Source organism: Synechococcus sp. FACHB-909 (genome assembly GCF_014698945.1).
In the GTDB taxonomy this organism is placed as follows: domain Bacteria; phylum Cyanobacteriota; class Cyanobacteriia; order PCC-6307; family Cyanobiaceae; genus Cyanobium.
On record NZ_JACJTY010000004.1, the window covers coordinates 233151 to 246412 of the forward strand.

The 13262-nt window shown below is 68.1% G+C and carries 11 protein-coding genes; 1 reads left to right on the forward strand and 10 read right to left on the reverse strand.

Going from position 1 to position 13262, the window contains the following annotated elements; translation table 11 throughout:
* Positions 1 to 8: 8 nt before the first annotated feature.
* The 6 genes from H6G99_RS08820 to H6G99_RS08845 are packed head-to-tail and all read right to left on the reverse strand — an operon-like array spanning position 9 to position 7450.
* The gene (locus tag H6G99_RS08820; protein ID WP_190611101.1) at positions 9 to 893 is read right to left on the reverse strand and encodes a glycosyltransferase family A protein; all 885 of its coding nucleotides are present in this window, start codon (positions 891 to 893) and stop codon (positions 9 to 11) included.
* Positions 890 to 1801, reverse strand: coding sequence for a glycosyltransferase family 2 protein (locus H6G99_RS08825; RefSeq protein ID WP_190611102.1), 912 nt, complete (start codon positions 1799 to 1801; stop codon positions 890 to 892). The genes H6G99_RS08820 and H6G99_RS08825 overlap by 4 nt, the downstream gene beginning before the upstream one ends.
* Positions 1794 to 3008 (reverse strand): glycosyltransferase, encoded by a 1215-nt coding sequence (locus tag H6G99_RS08830; RefSeq protein ID WP_190611103.1) that lies wholly within the window; start codon positions 3006 to 3008, stop codon positions 1794 to 1796. Before H6G99_RS08830 ends, H6G99_RS08825 begins: the two co-directional genes overlap by 8 nt.
* Positions 3005 to 4555, reverse strand: coding sequence for an asparagine synthase-related protein (locus H6G99_RS08835; protein WP_190611105.1), 1551 nt, complete (start codon positions 4553 to 4555; stop codon positions 3005 to 3007). The genes H6G99_RS08830 and H6G99_RS08835 overlap by 4 nt, the downstream gene beginning before the upstream one ends.
* Positions 4552 to 5481, reverse strand: coding sequence for a glycosyltransferase family 8 protein (locus tag H6G99_RS08840; RefSeq protein ID WP_190611106.1), 930 nt, complete (start codon positions 5479 to 5481; stop codon positions 4552 to 4554). Before H6G99_RS08840 ends, H6G99_RS08835 begins: the two co-directional genes overlap by 4 nt.
* Positions 5482 to 5530: 49 nt before the next feature.
* Positions 5531 to 7450 (reverse strand): ABC transporter ATP-binding protein, encoded by a 1920-nt coding sequence (locus H6G99_RS08845; protein WP_190611107.1) that lies wholly within the window; start codon positions 7448 to 7450, stop codon positions 5531 to 5533.
* Between the two features lie 381 nt (positions 7451 to 7831).
* On the opposite strand from H6G99_RS08845, the gene H6G99_RS08850 reads away from it, so the two are divergent.
* Entirely contained in the window at positions 7832 to 8965 is a 1134-nt protein-coding gene (locus H6G99_RS08850) for a TIGR03790 family protein (protein ID WP_286191074.1), read from the forward strand.
* On the opposite strand, the gene galE is transcribed toward H6G99_RS08850, so the two are convergent.
* From galE to H6G99_RS08870, 4 genes are all read right to left on the reverse strand, one after another.
* A complete protein-coding gene (galE, locus tag H6G99_RS08855; RefSeq protein WP_094585499.1) occupies positions 8919 to 9965 on the reverse strand; it encodes a UDP-glucose 4-epimerase GalE in 1047 nt (348 codons plus the stop codon). The two genes, H6G99_RS08850 and galE, sit on opposite strands and share 47 nt — an antisense overlap.
* Entirely contained in the window at positions 9962 to 10930 is a 969-nt protein-coding gene (locus H6G99_RS08860) for a GDP-L-fucose synthase family protein (protein ID WP_190611109.1), read from the reverse strand. The genes galE and H6G99_RS08860 overlap by 4 nt, the downstream gene beginning before the upstream one ends.
* A gap of 130 nt (positions 10931 to 11060) precedes the next feature.
* Entirely contained in the window at positions 11061 to 12185 is a 1125-nt protein-coding gene (gmd, locus tag H6G99_RS08865; protein ID WP_094585501.1) for a GDP-mannose 4,6-dehydratase, read from the reverse strand.
* 329 nt (positions 12186 to 12514) lie between these two features.
* Positions 12515 to 13255: a Bax inhibitor-1/YccA family protein gene (locus H6G99_RS08870; RefSeq protein WP_094585502.1), complete on the reverse strand. Its 741-nt coding sequence runs from the start codon at positions 13253 to 13255 to the stop codon at positions 12515 to 12517.
* Between the last annotated feature and the right edge of the window lie 7 nt (positions 13256 to 13262).

A 13262-nucleotide genomic window follows, 5' to 3' on the forward strand; every position in this document is an offset into this window, starting at 1 on the left:
CGATGGGGCTAGAGCGCCCTGGGGGTGCGGGTGGTGCTGAGGTCGGTGGGCAGCTCCAGCCTGCCGGCGCTGTAGTCCTCCAGCAGCCGGTGGGTGTAGGAGCGGATGAAGTCCACCGGGAAATCCTTGCGCGAGGGGTTCGGCGCCGTTTCGGTCTTCTCCCGGGCGGCGATCCGGTCGTACCAGTTGTGGTAGTGGGTGATCGTGCCGTCGAGCCCGTAGAAGTTGCCCAGGCCGTAGCGCAGGTAGGCCAGCTCGTCGCTCCAGATCGCCGGTGGGGAGGCCGGCGTGAACAACGGCTCGCTGGCCCGGTTGGACACATAGACGTCCATGGGCACCCAGCTGAGCCGGCGCTGCTTCAGTTCCATCGGCAGGTGGTGGGTGATGTGGGGGCCCTGGAAGTCCACCTCGTAGCGCGGCCGCGGGAACCGCCCCTTGCGCCGCCAGTGGAGGCGCCGGCAGCGGCGGAACCGCTGGGTGTGCATCAGCAGGAAGGAGCTCTCCGGCATGCCGGCACCGAAGGGGCGGGTGAGCGGTCCGCAGCCGATGTCCTGCGGTGACACCAGCGCCACCCCCTCGCTGAAACGCGAACGGCACAGCTGGAACCAGTCCGGTGCCAGCAGGATCACGTCCGCATGCAACAGCAGCGTGTACGGCGAACGGGAACGGTTCAGCAGGGCATTGAGCGCGTCCGGCTGGCTGCAGCGGCGCTGCACCACCTCGGCCCCCCGCTCTCTGGCGATCGCCACGGAGCGGTCGGTGGAGCCGTTGTCCAGCACGCAGACGTGCGTCTCCAGGCCCCGGGTGGTGCTCTGGAGCGCCTCCAGGCAGTGGGGCAGGAACAGCTCGCTGTTCCAGCTGGTGATGCCGACGAAGAGTTCGGGGGTGGTCATGGTCGGGGGAGGAGCCGCAGGCGGCGCAGCAGCCGCACCGGCAGCTGGCGCTCCAGGGCCGAGAGCCGCTCGCCGAGGGCGGACTTCTCGGCCAGCAGCCGCTGCACCAGGCGATCGAGTGAGGCGCTGGCGCCGTAGCGGGCGTAGATGGTGGCCAGTTCGGCCGGAAAACGTTCCCCCTGGCGCCGGGTCTTCACGGTGGGGTAGTAACGCATCGCCCCCAGTTTCTCCTGGGTGACGCTGCCGGAGCAGCGCTGCGAGAAGCGCCACCAGAGGTCGTAGTCCATCAGCAGGCTCAGGGACTCGTCCACCTGCCCGCCGGCCTCCTGCCAGAGGGAAGCGCTCCAGAAGCAGCTTTGCTGCAGCAGGAAGCAGCCATTCTCGATCGCCAGCATGGTGTCCTTGGATCCTTCCCGGCCCGGTACGTGGCGCAGGAACTGCTGGTCGGCGCTGATGATGTCGCCGCTGCCGATCACCCAGCGGCGGCCGGGCTGGGCGGCGAAGCAGGCCAGCACGGTGTGGAAGGCACCGGGCAGATAGAAGTCGTCGGAGTTGAGCCAGGCCAGGATCGAACCGCTGGCCCGGCGGAACCCCTTGTTGATCGCGTCCGACTGGCCCCGGTCGGGCTCGCTGACCAGCACCGAGATCCAGGGGCGGTAGCGCTCCAACACCGCCGGGGTGTCGTCGGTGCTGCCACCGTCCACGACGATGATCTCGACGTTGTCGTAGCCCTGCCAGAGGATCGAGAGCAGGGTGTCCTCGATGTAGGCCCCCTGGTTGAGGGTGGGGATGACGATGGAGAAGAGCGGCCGGTCCGGGTCGCTGCGGAACCGATCGGGCACGGAAATCTCCGCGTCTGCGGACCAGCCGTAGAGGGGACGGGTTTCGGGCAGGGGCACCTCAGCCATGGTGGGGTCCGGCCGCGACGGCCCGTTCCATGCAGGCCAGCAGACGGGGCGCCACGTCGTCGATGCCGGACTCCCGCCACACCCTGGCCCGGCTGCGCTCCCCCAGGAGGCGCCGGCTGTCCGGGTCGTTGCTGAGCCGGTGCAGGGCGGCGGCGAAGGCCGCCAGGTCGAGGTAGGGGACGGCCAGCCCGCAGCCGTCGGCCACGAAGTCGACGATGCCGCCCCCGCCCTCGAAGCAGATGGTCGGCACGGCCGAGGCGGCGGCCTCAAGGGCCACCAGGGGATAGGGGTCCTCCCGGGACAGCAGGCCATGGACGGCGAAGCGGCCGATGACGCCGATGGCGGAGGGCCTCGGTGGCAGCAGCAGGACCCGGTGCTCGAGTCCCAGCAGCTGCAGATCACGCCGGGCCATCAGCACTTGCTCCTGCCCGGGGGAGGCCCCGAGCCAGACGGCCAGGAAGGGCTGGCCGGAGAAGACCCGCTCACATTCCTTGACCAGCAGGGGGAAGAGGTCGAAACCCTTGCGGGTGATCGCCTGGCCCGCGAAGCCGAACACGAAGGTGCCTGCCGCCAGGGCGGCGTCCAGGGGCTCCAGTGCGGGCTCCCCGCCGGGCTCCGCCTGCAGCGGCTCCGGCCCGGGCTGGCCCTGCCCGGGGGCGGAGAAGGGCAGGAAGCCCGGAATCACGGTGCAGCGCTGCAGGGGCAGTCCGTGGTGGGTGTGCAGGGATTGCTTCACCCCTTCGGCGCAGGCCACCACGACGCTGGAGATGGACAGCTGGCGGGCCACGGCCTCCGGGCTGCTCATGGTGGCCAGGGTGGTTTCCAGTTCATGGACATGGCTGAGGCAGGCCGGGCGGGCCGGATCGGCGGCCAGGCCCCGGAGGTGCTGGCCCAGCACCAGGGTGTTCAGGTAGATCAGCTCCGGCCGGTGACGCTGCACCGCGGCCTCCAGCAGCTCGGCGGGACTGGCCGCCCTTCCCCGTCCCAGCCGGGCGGCAACGCGCTCGCGCAGGGGCTGGAAGAGCGGCCGGCTCCAGGCCTCGGTGGGCGCCAGGGCTTCGAAATCGGGGCGCAGGGGGCCGTCGCTGAGCAGCACCACCGCCGGTTCGATGCCGCGCTTCTGGGCCATCAGCCAGCGCAGCAGCCAGAGCAGCAGCAGCGGGGCACCACTGCGGGTGGCCATGTGGGAGACGAACAGCACCCTCATGGGGCGATCACCTGCTTCCAGACGATCAGGGTGAGCAGGAAGGCCAGGGTCCTGGTCCGGTCGGTGCCGCTGCGGTGGGCCTCCAGGATCCGCCCGATCAGCTCGGGATCCACCAGATCGTCGATTCGTCCAGCGTGTTCGAGCAGGAATGCATGCATCCGCGGGTCGCGGTACCAGTCGGCGCTGAGGTCGTAGCTCACGTAGCGGGCCCGCCGCATCGGCGGCGTCCAGTAGAGGGGAGGGGCCTTGGGCAGCATGCGGCGCCGGTCGAAGCCGTTCTCCTCCGGAAACGTCAGCAGCTCCGGGCAGTTGCGGGCGATGGCATGGCGGTGCCAGTTGGAGCCCAGCTTCCAGCCATCGGGGAGGTTCCAGATCGCCTCGATCCAGCGGCGGTCGTGGAACGGGGAGCGCCAGGCACTGGAGGCCCGGTACATGCGGATGCCGTTGGCGTAGAAGTTGGGCACCCGCTGCTCGAAGTAGTAGTGGGTCAGGCCTTCCAGGAACCCACCGCGGCAGAAGCCCGCCAGGCGGGCGGCCCGCCTGTCGCGACCCTCGGCCACCAGCTCGGCGGCCAGCGGCGGCGCCAGGTGCTGCAGCTCCTCGGCGGAGAAACTGGGGTGCCGGTTCAGTTTCATCCTCCAGAACCGGCCGAGGGCGACGTCGGGGGCCAGGGAGGCGAAGCGGCCCAGCCAGCCGCGGTCGAAGTAGTAGGAACGGGCGAATTCCCCCAGGGTGCCGACGAAGAACGTGGCCTCGGCGGGGATCTCGGCCTTGAGGGGATAGAGGAAGGTGTGCCAGTGCCAGGCGGTCTTGGTGCCGTTGGTGACGCTGGAGATGGTGGGCGCGTGGGCGAAGACGTCGTCGAGCTCCAGGCTGATCAGCCGGTGGGGCAGATCGAAGCGCTGGGCCATGCGGCGGGCCACCTGGACGTCGGTCGCGTCCTCCCGCCCCATCGTGATCAGATGGGGACGCAGGCCCTGGCGCAGCATCGACGCCAGGATCACCCGCGAATCGAACCCGCCCGAAAGCGACAGATAGGGGTTGTCTCCCGCCAGCCGCAGGACCGAGGCGTTGAGTGCGTCGACGGCGTCATCGGGGTCGGCGGGGGCCGGCGGGATGTGGTCGAGAACCGCGACGGAGTGGAGGGAGACCCTGCCATCGGTGAAGTGGAGGATGCTGCCGGGGGGCACCCGGCGGATCGCCGGGTGGAGGGTCTGGTTGTCGGTCAGGTTCTCCAGCTGGCAGAGATCGCCGAGGGCCTGCCAGTTCCAGCTCCAGGCCAGGCCACTGCGGCGCAGGATCTCGACGACCCGGTCGCCATGGAAGAGGCGGCCGTCGTGCTCGAGGACGTAGTAATGCGTGGCCCCCACCGGCGAGGTGACCACGGTCACGTCCCCGGCGTCGGTCTCGATCACCAGCGCGTACTCCCCCTGGGTCTCGGCCAGGGCGCGGCTTCCCTGGCGCAGGAAGCGACCCAGCAGATCCGCCTCGGTGCTGTCGGCGTAGCCGATGCAGGTGAGCCGGTGGTCACCGATCTGGATGGTCATCGGTTGCGCGGGACCAGCCTGCCGAGCATCGCCTTGCCGGCCCGCCTGACCCGGGAGCGCAGGCTTCGGAACCCCTCCCCCGGGGAGGGGTTGGGGATGCCCTCCAGGGGCAGGTGGCCCCAGGGGGTCTGCTGGCGGATCTCCAGGTAGCGCTGGCGCCAGGGGTGGGTGCAGCGATGGTGCCAGGGCTTGGCCACGCCCGAGCCCGCGAAGTGGATCACGGCGGGGTTCGCCCGGGCCAGCTCCGCCTGCCGGCCCAGGGGGGTGTCGGCAGCGGTGTACTCCGGATGCATCCAGAGGTGGGGCAGGGCGTTGAAGCGCCAGTCGAGGGGACGCCAGCGGGCCTCGAGCAGGGAATTGAGCACGTCCTGGTCCCAGTGCTTGATCCGCTCGGGATGGGTGCGGGCGAACTCCAGTCCGTTGGCCAGGATGTTTTCCCGGCGCCAGCGGCCCAGATCGATGAGCATCGCTCCGGCATTGAAGACGAGGGAGCCTTCCGCCAGGCCGAGGCGGTTGCGGTCGAAGTCCTGGTTGTGCTCCTCCACCGCACCGATGCTGTTCCCCTCCAGGGGCGACTCCCAGAGGTCCCGCAGCGCGTCGACCACGATCAGGTCGGAATCCAGGTAGAGGACCTTCTCCACCGCATGGGGAAGGGCCGCCGGCAGCAGCAGCCGGAAATAGGTGGCCAGGCTGATGTGGCCGAAGACGGGAAAACCCGCGAGCATCTGCTCATCCAGCTGCAGAAAGGAGACCGAAGGAAGGAACTCACCGAGATAGGCCGCCAGCCGTGCCCGTTCCCCGGCATCGATGACACCGTGGAGGATATAGACACTGAGGCTTTCTGTTGGATTGGAGAGCTGCAGGGACTTCAGCATCACGGCGCAGTGCCGGATGTAGTTGTTGTCGATCGTGCAGGCAATGATCATGAGAACGTTTCGGGCTCCTGCAAGGTCGGCTCAGTGAGTGGGAAAGCCATCAGACGGGTGCTGCCGACAGGGACGTTTGCTGGGGGTGTTTGGATTGGTCACTCCAGAGTCTGGCGTAAATACCCTCCTGGGCCAGCAGCTCATGGTGGCGGCCCCGTTCCACGATTCTTCCTTCGGAGAGCACACAGATCACGTCGGCATTGACGATCGTACTGAGACGGTGGGCGATCACCAGAACGGTGTGCTGGCGCTCGAACTGTTCGATCGCCTGTTGCACCAGACGTTCGCTCTGGCTGTCGAGGGCACTGGTGGCCTCATCGAGGATCAGCAGTTCAGGTCGGCGCAGAATCGCCCTGGCCAGGGAGATTCTCTGGCGTTGGCCGCCGCTGAGCCGGTAGCCCCGTTCTCCGATCTTGGTGTCATAGCCCTCGGGAAGGTCGCTGATGAAGCGGGACGCCTGGGCCTTGGCGGCCGCCGCCATGATGTCGTCCATGGAGGCGTTGTCGACGCCGAAGCCGATGTTGCTGGCGATGCTGGCGTTGAACAGGAAGGTGTCCTGGCTGACGACCCCCAGCCGCTGCTGCCAGCTGGCCAGATTGATCGTCCGGATATCGACGCCGTCGACGAGGATCCGGCCGCCGGTGGGTTCGTACAGACCCACCAGCAGATCGGCGATGGAGCTCTTGCCGGCGCCGCTGGAGCCGACCAGGGCGACTGTCTGGCCCCGGCCGATCGTCAGCTGGATGGAGCAGAGGGCCTCCGGCAGATTGGGGCTGTAGCGCAAGGAAACGTCGTCCAGCTGAATCCGATCGCTGAGTGCCGTAAAGGGCACGCCGCCGTTGCGGATGAATTCCTTGTCGTCATCGCGCAGGATCTCGTTCAGACGCTCCACATTGGCACTGTTGGCCGCATAGCCCGTGGCCAGGCCTGTGAGAGTGCCGACCCTCTGGTTGAGTCTCTGGAGGGCGATGATGAAGGTCACCAGGCTCGGCAGGACGCCGCTGCTGCGATCCTTGAACACCATCAGACTGAGTGCCGCGATGATGGCGATCGAGATGATCGGCAGCATGTTGGAAATCGGCTGAACGACGTTCGAAAGCTTGCTCTGCCGGATGGACAGACGTTTGCTTTCGCCGAGCAGTGCCTTCAGTTTCTGCCTGGAACTTTCCAGCTGACCCGTGCTGTGCAGCAGCCGCAGACCCTGGATCTGCTCGTTCTGATGGCTGGACAGTTCGACGCCCACCTTTTGCTGCTCGCGTGAATTCCTGCGAATCCGGGGCAGCAGCACTTTCTGGATGGCCTGCATGACGCTGGCCATGGCGAAGGCCACCAGCAGAAGCCATGGGGAGATGGCCACCAGGATGGCCAGGTAGATGATCAGCTGCAGGCTGTTCATCAACAGCCCGTTGGCCAGGTTGATCTCCTTCTGAACGGTGCTGCCGCCGGAGCCGACATAATTCAGCAGGTCGCCCACCCGGTACCGGCTGGCACAGCCGAAGGTCAGGGAGAGGACCCGATCGTTCAGTTTGGCGGTGATTTCGGTGCCCATCCGGGCCCCCATCACGGCGGTGCTGACGCTGTTGATGTAACTGGTCGTGGCCATCAGGCCCTGCAGGGCCACGGCGGTGGCCAGGAGCAGGATGAAGATGCCGTCGCGACCGGAGCGGCTGCTGAGGGTGCTGTTCAGCCAGTCCTGCAGCCAGGGAAGCTGGTTCAGGTATCCGAGGACGGAAATCTTGCTCCAGTCACTGTTCTCGGGAGCACTGATCAGGCTGACCGAAAGAAAGATGATCCCGAGGGTGGCGCCCTCACTGAGGCTGGCGACCAGGCTGGTGGAGAAGTTGAGCGCCAGAAGCTTCCAGTATTTCTTCGCCGAATGCCGGATCAGACGTGCTGCGGGTCTCTGGTCGGTCAGGGGGGCTAGCAGGGGGCTGGGGAGTCGTCTGGCGATGCGATGGAGAAGCGGCATCAACGGTGAGGCGGAAAGGGAGCTGGAATCGGCGGCTGGGGAATCGGGGCTGTGGCGGGGTGCCGATTCCGGTCGGGGAGTCGCCTCCGGGTCACACGAGGGGAGCTCAGATCTGAGGCTTGCATCAGCCCGGCGGACCAGGGGATCGGGATGGCAACGATCTGGGACGCCGGTGACCTCAAATCTAGGCCGCTACCGGAGTCCTGCACGACGTTGGGCTGGTCCTACGATTGGACTCGCCGCAGGGCAGGACGTCGTCTGGATCGCCGTCCGACAGCCCTTGAACTCGTGTCACCCACTCCCTTCGCCCCTCCTTCCCAGGACTGATCCGGCTGCGCAGCCGCCACTGCCGGCCCAGCCCCCAGCCTCACCGCTTCCGCCATGGCCCCTCCTCCGCCACGTGCGTGGCGTCGCCGCCTGGCCGTGGGGGTGGCGCTGCTGCTGCCCCTGGCCCTGGCGGCCAGTGGCAGCCCCTGGAGCGGGAAACGCTCCCTCGGCGCCGGGCCGCCCTCCCGCGGTCCCCTCGACCACCGGCACCTGGCGATCATCATCAACGCCGCCGATCCCCTCAGCGAGACCATCGGGCGGCAGTACCAGGCGGCCCGGCTGATCCCCCCGGACCAGGTGATCCGGGTGCGCTTCCCGCCCGGGGAGGCCTCGCTCAGCCCTGGGCTGTTCCGCCGCATCAAGGCCAGCGTCGACCGGCAGACCCCGGCCCATGTCCAGGTCTATGCCCTGGCCTGGACGGCCCCGTACCGGGTCGGCTGCCAGTCGATCACCAGCGCCTTCAGCTTCGGCCTCGATGCGCGCTTCTGCGCCAGCGGCTGCCGCACCACCGCCCTGAGCCCCCTGTTCGCCCGCGGTGACGTGCGTCGCCCCTGGGATCAGCTGCGGGTGCGGCCGAGCATGATGCTGGCGGCCACCAGCGGGGCGGCGGCCAGGCGCCTGATCCAGCAGGGCGTGGCCTCGGACGGGACCGCACCGCCGGGGACGGCCTACCTGCTGAGCACCAGTGATGCCAGGCGCAACCGACGGGCCGCCGGCTACGACCGGGTCATGGCGGCCATCGGCTCCCGCCTGCGGGTGCGGATCATCGAGAGCGACACCCTGGTGGGCGCCCAGGACGTGATGGCCTACGTCACCGGGCTGGCCTTCCCCGTGGGCCTGCGCACCAACCGCTTCCGGCCCGGAGCCGTCGCCGACCATCTCACCTCCTTCGGGGGGCAGCTGACCGACAGCCCGCAGATGAGTGCGCTCCGCTGGCTCGAGGCCGGCGCCACCGGCAGTTACGGCACCGTGGTGGAACCCTGCAGTTTCCCGGCCAAGTTTCCCGACCCCGGCCTGCTGCTCGCCTACTACCTCCGCGGCGACACCCTGATCGAGAGCTACTGGCGCAGTGTGGCCATGCCCGGTCAGGGGGTGTTCATCGGCGAACCCCTGGCCAGGCCCTGGCCGGTGGACGGTGGCCTCAGCCCTGGTGACGCCGCTGGTGCCAGGCCCAGGCGTGCTCGATGATCGTTTCCAGCTCCGGGAAGCGGGGTCGCCAGCCGAGTTCCTGGTGGGCCCGGGTGGCCCCGGCCACCAGCTGGGGAGGGTCACCGTCGCGGCGCTTGGCCACATGGGCCAGCAGGCCGCGTCCGGTGACGGCCTTGGCGGTCTCGATCACCTGCTGGACCGAGTAGCCGGTGCCGTTGCCGAGGTTGTAGATCAGCGGTCGGCGCTCGCTCTCCTCCCGTTCCCGCAGCCGCAGCAGCCGCTCCAGCCCCAGGACATGGGCGTCGGCCAGGTCGGCCACGTGGATGTAATCGCGGATGCAGGTGCCGTCCGGGGTGGGGTAGTCGTCGCCGAAGATCTGCAGGTAGGGCTCCCGGCCGCTCATGGTGTCGAGCACCCTGGGGATCAGGTGGGTCTCCGGGTTGTGGTCCTCCCCCAGATCGCCGTCGGGGTCGGCACCGGCGGCATTGAAGTAGCGGAAGATCACGCTGGGCAGGCCGTAGGCCGCCGCGAAGTCGGTGAGCAGCTGCTCCACCATCCACTTGCTGCGGCCGTAGGGATTGATCGGGGCCTGGGGGTGGTCCTCGGTGATCGGCACCTGCTGGGGGATGCCGTAGGTGGCGCAGGTGGAGGAGAACACGATCGGCAGCGGCCGCTCGGTGGCCACCAGGGCCTCGAGCAGGGTGAGGGTGTCGCCCAGGTTGTTGCGGTAGTACTTGGCGGGATCGGTCACCGATTCGCCCACATAGGCGTAGGCGGCGAAGTGCAGCACCGCCTCGATCGGCTTGCCCTCCAGGGCGGTGCCGTCCAGGGCGGGATGGCGGCCGCGCAGCAGGGGTTCGAGCACCTCACGGTCGCCCACCTGGCCCAGCACCAGCGGCACCTTCAGGGTCTTTTCGACGATGTCGGCATGGCCGTAGACCAGGTTGTCGAGCACCACGGGCTGGTGCCCCGCCCTGGTCAGGGCCCGGACGGCATGGCTGCCGATGTAGCCGGCGCCCCCGGTGACGAGGATCCTCACAGCCGCACCTCGGCGCCGCTGGCCCGCTCGCTGACGAACTCCGCCACAGTGCGGCGCAGCCCGTCCGGCAGGGGGATCGTCGCCCGCCAGCCCAGGGCGGCCAGGCGGCCCACATCCAGGAGCTTGCGGGGGGTGCCGTCCGGCTTGGAGGTGTCCCAGGCGATCCGTCCGCGGAACCCGACCGCCTCGGCCACCATGGTGGCCAGCTCCTTGATGCTCACGTCCGTTCCCGTTCCCACGTTGATGTGCTGCAGCTCCTCGGCGCCCGGTTGCCAGTGGCGGAGGCAGAACAGGGCCGCATCCGCCAGATCATCGACGTGGAGGAACTCCCGCCTCGGGCTGCCGCTGCCCCAGCAGACCACCTCCTCGGCGCCGGTCTCCCGGGCCTCCTGGAAGCGGCGGATCAGGCCGGGCAGCACATGGCTGTTGGTGGGGTGGTAGTTGTCGCCCGGGCCATAGAGATTGGTGGGCATCAGGCTGATGGCATCGAAGCCGTGCTGCTGCCGCAGGGCGCGACACAGCTGGATGCCGGTGATCTTGGCGATGGCGTACCACTCGTTGGTGGGCTCCAGGGGCCCGCCGAGCAGGGCCTCCTCCCGGATCGGCTGCTCGGCCAGCTTGGGGTAGATGCAGCTGCTGCCCAGGAACAGCAGGCGCCGGGTGCCCTGCCGCCAGGCGCTCTCGATCACGTTCTGCTGGATCTTGAGGTTGTCGAGCAGGAAGTCGGCCGGATAGGTGGCGTTGGCGAGGATGCCCCCCACCCGGGCCGCCGCCAGCACCACCACGTCGGGCCGCTGGTCGGCGAACCAGGCCGCCACAGCGGGGCCGTCCATGAGGTCGAGGTCCGAGCGGCCGACGCGGAGCAGGTGGCGGTGGCCTTCCGCCTCCAGGCGCCGGGCGATGGCCGAGCCGGCCATGCCGCGATGGCCGGCGATGAAGATCCGATCGTTCGTTGAGATCAGCATGGGGAAATCGTCAGGCCCCCGCGCTGCCGGGCGGGGTTGCGGACCGCGGGAGGGGGCGTCGTTCCAGCGAAGGTCCGCTTCGACGAGAACGGGTCACGGCCCTGACCATAGCGGCGTTTCGCGGGCCGATTCACGGGGCGGCCGTCACTCCGACCTGGGGGGGATTCTCCATCGAGCCGACGACGGTGAACCCTTCCCGCCGCAGGGTGGCCTCCTTGGCGGCCTCCTCCTTGTCGGTGGCCACCATCTCCGCCACCAGTTCCTCCAAGGTGGTGGTGGGGGTCCAGCCCAGCCGCTCCCGGGCCCGGGTGGGATCCCCCAGCAGGGTCTCCACCTCCGCCGGCCGGAAGTAGCGCCGGTCGATGCGTACCACCGTGGCGCCGGTGTCGCGCCGGGCGCCCGTCTCCTCGACGCCGCTGCCGCTCCAGAGGATGCCGCCCCAGCCGAGTTCCTCGGCGGTGAGCTCGATGAAACGGCGCACCGACTCCTGCCGCCCCGTGGCGATCACGAAGTCCTCGGGTTTCTCCTGCTGCAGCATCCGCCACTGCATCTCCACGTAATCCCGGGCGTGACCCCAGTCCCGCAGGGAGTCGAGGTTGCCCATGAACAGGCCCTGATCCAGACCGGCATCGATGCGGGCCAGACCCCGGGTGATCTTGCGGGTGACGAAGGTCTCTCCCCGCCGGGGGCTTTCGTGGTTGAACAGGATGCCGTTGCAGGCGTACATGCCGTAGGCCTCCCGGTAGTTGACCGTGATCCAGTAGGCGTAGAGCTTGGCCACGCCGTAGGGACTGCGGGGATAGAAGGGGGTGGTTTCCTTCTGGGGAATCTCCTGCACCAGCCCATAGAGTTCGCTGGTGCTGGCCTGGTAGATGCGGGTCTTGTCGGTCAGCCCAAGGATGCGGACGGCCTCCAGAATCCGCAGGGTGCCGAGGGCATCGGAGTTGGCCGTGTATTCGGGACTTTCGAAGCTCACCGCCACGTGGCTCTGGGCTCCGAGGTTGTAGATCTCGTCCGGCTGGATCTGTTGAACGATCCTGATCAGATTGGTGGAGTCCGTCAGATCGCCGTAGTGCAGAACCAGGCGGGGATTCTGTTCGTGGGGATCCTGGTAGAGGTGGTCGATCCTGTCGGTGTTGAAGCTGCTGGCCCTCCGTTTGATCCCATGCACCACATACCCTTTCTCCAGGAGCAACTCCGCCAGGTAGGAACCGTCCTGGCCGGTGATCCCGGTGATCAGAGCCGTTTTGGTCATGGGGTTTCCGTTGTGTTCAGAAGGTGATGGGGCCACGCCTGCCGAGGCGGCGTGCAGGTTGCCCCTGGTGCTGGGCCATGCCTGGCGGGTCTGGCAGGAGTCGGTGGGAGCTTAGCCGGGCCGTCGGGGGGCGTCCGCCGATGGTCGCCACAGCGGCGGCTGGAGATGGGAGGTGATGGCGGCCGTGACGGTGGCTGTGAAGGTGGCCGTGACGGTAGTGGGGCGGGAGATCGTGCTGACCGGCGCCGATGGATCGCGACAAAAAAAGAAGGACCCATCCGGAACGGACAGGCCCATGGGAAGAATTGACTGAGAAGAACGATCGGTGCTCAGTCGCGGCGGCCGCCACCCTGGAGGGCAATGATGAGCTGGAGGATGAATGCGAATAGGTTGATGTAGGTGAGGTACATGCCCAGGGCGCCGACGAGGTACTGGTCGTCGCTGTAGGTGCGGGGCATGGTGTAGAAGTCGACGAAGGCTAATCCCACGAATACCACCGTGCCAAAGCCAGCGATCATCAGAGACAAAGCATTGCCGCCGAACATGCCGGGAGCAAAGATGCTGCCCACAATTTGAACGACCATGGCGATGAGCAGACCCACCAAGCCGAGGCTCACCACTCCGCTCAAGGCCTGGCCAATGCTGTCGCTCATTCGACGGCCCACAAAAGAGGCGATCACAAACGTGATCCCGGTGGCAAGGGCCGCAGTACCGATGGCCCCGGCCCCCGCAACGGCCACAGCGCGCACCACCAGTGAGGTGAGCGTGAAGCCTGTGAGCAGGCTGAAGGTCACGAGGAGTGGCAGGGCTGTGCCGTTGTTTCCCCTGTTGGCCGCGTTCTGAGCGACGAAGAACAGAATGAACCAGGGGATGATCGCCACGAAGGAGATTCCCTGGAAGCCGACTGGACCCAGGGATGCGAGGGTGGCAAGACCACCGGCCACCCCGGCAGCGGTGAGCACCATGCCGCCGCCCACATAGGGGAGGGCCTTGTTGACCACGTTGGGTCCGACCAGGGCGCTGGACTGGGCTTCGCGAATCGCTTCCTGAAAGTTGCTGCGGGCCGGCATGGCGCTG

Excerpts from the sequence above, each read along its gene's own strand:
- H6G99_RS08820 (WP_190611101.1), bottom strand. The coding sequence starts at position 893 with ATGACCACCCCCGAACTCTTCGTCGGCATCACCAGCTGGAACAGCGAG.
- H6G99_RS08825 (WP_190611102.1), bottom strand. The coding sequence starts at position 1,801 with ATGGCTGAGGTGCCCCTGCCCGAAACCCGTCCCCTCTACGGCTGGTCC.
- H6G99_RS08830 (WP_190611103.1), bottom strand. The coding sequence starts at position 3,008 with ATGAGGGTGCTGTTCGTCTCCCACATGGCCACCCGCAGTGGTGCCCCG.
- H6G99_RS08835 (WP_190611105.1), bottom strand. The coding sequence starts at position 4,555 with ATGACCATCCAGATCGGTGACCACCGGCTCACCTGCATCGGCTACGCC.
- H6G99_RS08840 (WP_190611106.1), bottom strand. The coding sequence starts at position 5,481 with ATGATCATTGCCTGCACGATCGACAACAACTACATCCGGCACTGCGCC.
- H6G99_RS08845 (WP_190611107.1), bottom strand. The coding sequence starts at position 7,450 with ATGCCGCTTCTCCATCGCATCGCCAGACGACTCCCCAGCCCCCTGCTA.
- H6G99_RS08850 (WP_286191074.1), top strand. The coding sequence starts at position 7,832 with ATGGCCCCTCCTCCGCCACGTGCGTGGCGTCGCCGCCTGGCCGTGGGG.
- H6G99_RS08860 (WP_190611109.1), bottom strand. The coding sequence starts at position 10,930 with ATGCTGATCTCAACGAACGATCGGATCTTCATCGCCGGCCATCGCGGC.
- gmd (WP_094585501.1), bottom strand. The coding sequence starts at position 12,185 with ATGACCAAAACGGCTCTGATCACCGGGATCACCGGCCAGGACGGTTCC.
- H6G99_RS08870 (WP_094585502.1), bottom strand. The coding sequence starts at position 13,255 with ATGCCGGCCCGCAGCAACTTTCAGGAAGCGATTCGCGAAGCCCAGTCC.